The sequence below is a fragment of the Frankia sp. CcWB2 genome (assembly GCF_977927585.1).
In genome coordinates this window covers 13,954-16,293 of sequence record NZ_CDWRCM010000096.1, presented here as the reverse complement: position 1 = coordinate 16,293, position 2,340 = coordinate 13,954, and the positions used below count along the sequence as shown (strand labels likewise).

Annotated in this window: 1 protein-coding gene; it reads left to right on the top strand. The window is 67.5% G+C overall.

The window, feature by feature from the left end; genetic code table 11:
* Positions 1–1,589: 1,589 nt before the first annotated feature.
* The coding region (locus ACY45C_RS11895) for a cyclic nucleotide-binding domain-containing protein (protein ID WP_462187680.1) at positions 1,590–2,340 on the top strand (751 nt) is incomplete at its 3' end.

Here is a 2,340-nt window from a genome sequence, read left to right as displayed (position 1 = left end):
CTCCAGCACAGCCCACCGCTCGTTCGTCAGGTCACCCCGCACCACACAACGGATCATGCAATCCGAAAATCACCATCAGATCCACGGCCAGCCTCGGGACATACTTCCCAAACAGGCCCTAGTAACCCGTCGGCGCGATGACGGTGAGTTGACGCCCGGGAGCACCTGCACCGTCCGGTGAAGCAGCACCGGTCACGCCGCACCGGCGCGTACGATGGAATAACGCTAATGTCCTTCCAAAGACACGTATAGTGATAATCTCGGCGCCAAGGCTTGAGCCGAAGCTTGAAGCGAAGGCGACCAGCCGAGGCATGCCCCTCGCATCGCGGGATTCGGCCGGCGCCGTTGCCGGGAGGCAATGGCTCCCTCGGTCGGCAGGACCGGCTCAATACGATGCGCGTCGGGTCGATCACCCGGCCGGCCATACCGGACGGACGGACGGACGGATACACCGTTCCGGCTATGGCCACAGGTCCCGCAATGGCCACAGGTCCCGCAATCTCCAGGCCTTTGGCCCCGACGGGGCCGCAGGGCCGCCGCATCCGGCGGATGATCGGACCAGGCCGCGGTTGCGGACCCGGGGCGGGCACCCGACCCGATTCCGGGCCGAGGCCCTGACCAGGCGAAGCAGCCAGCGTCTATGGCGTGTCATGAGGAGTCCGCAACCGGTCCGGATCTGCCGCGGGCGGGCCGGCTGCAACGGGCCCGGAGCGGCGGGACGCCACGCGCCGTCTCCGTCCCCGTCACCGTGACGTTTCCGGTCCACCGGCGTGGGGGTGAAGAAATATCCGCGCGCCGCACTCGAGGGAGACGACGGCGCTCCGACCCGGGTTCCCCGGCAGAATTGGCTATGGTCCGCCACGCGATCTAATATCACCGAAGGCATTTCGCGCGCGGGCTCCGCGAACGCTCGACCGACAGCCGGACCAGATTTCGACCCGATATCACCGTAGCCGGGACACGGGCGCCGATCGGCGCTAGATCCACCAGCGGACTGGATCCACCAGCAGAAAAGGCGGGCAGAACGCCTGTCCGCTGCGTACCGACAGCCGGTCGGGACGCCGGGAAAACGATCGAGAAAACGCCCGGCCGCCCTTGACGGTGCGTGGTTGCCGGACCGGCCCGAGGGACTAGAGCAGGCCAGTCTGCCCGGACCAGATCTGATTGGTTCCGCAAAGTGCTTGCCGCCCGCGTGATCGATGCGGGAGGCTTCCAATGCGCGGCGAGACGACGCGCGTTCCGTTCGAGACAAGCGCATGTCGACTGTTGACTCGACGCCATGGGGGGTTACACCGACGGAGCGCCCATCGATGTCATCGCTACTCAGGGAAGGCGAGACTCACCCAGCGCAGTATCGGAACTTCGACGTCCCGCATTTCGTGTCGGTTCGATGTACCCGCGGTCGGCCGCCAGCCGCCGGGGCCCGTCACGCCCGCACATTCCTATGACCGTGCACAGGCCGCGCCTCCTGCACGTGCGCCGAGTCAATCAAAACCGCACTCCGGGAAAACCCCCATATCCCCAGTGCAAACCCCCACTCCCAGTGGGAAAACTGCCCCTGCGAAAACCAGAGATAGGTGGAGTCTGTCATGACCGAACCCGTGCAGACCGGTACGGATGCCGGCGGCGAAGAGCCCCGGCTGAGTCTGGGCACGGCGGCCGCGCGCAATCTCGCGACGACCACCAAGTCCGTTCCGCAGATGCAGGAGATCACCTCCCGGTGGCTGCTGCGGGTACTGCCGTGGGTCCAGGCGTCCGGCGGCGTGTACCGGGTCAACCGCCGCCTGACCTATATACTCGGGGACGGGCTCCTCACGTTCACCACCACCGGATCCGAGGTCCGGGTCGTTCCGCGCGAACTCAGCGAGCTGCCCGCCCTGCGCGGTTTCGACGGCGAGGTGCTCGACGCGCTCGCGGACCGCTTCGCCCAACGGGAGTTCGCCGCCGGGGACGTCCTGGTGGAGGGTGGTCAGGCCGCCGACCAGGTGTTCCTGATCGCGCACGGCAAGGTCGGCAGGTTCGGCCCCGGGGAGTACGGTGACGAGGTGCTGGTCGAGGAGGACCTGACCTGGGAGTTCACGGCCCGCGCACTCACCGGTACGACGGCCCTCGTCCTGTCGCGCCAGCAGTTCTCCGAGCTCGTCGACTCCTCCGACGAGCTGCGGCGTCACCTCGACGAGTACCGGACCCGGCCCCAGCCCCCGAGCAACCGCCTGGGCGAAGCGGAGATTGCGATCGCCGCCGGGCACGCCGGGGAACCGGACCTGCCGGGGACGTTCGTCGACTACGAGCTGGCGCCCCGCGAATACGAGCTCAGCGTCGCCCAGACCGTGCTATGCA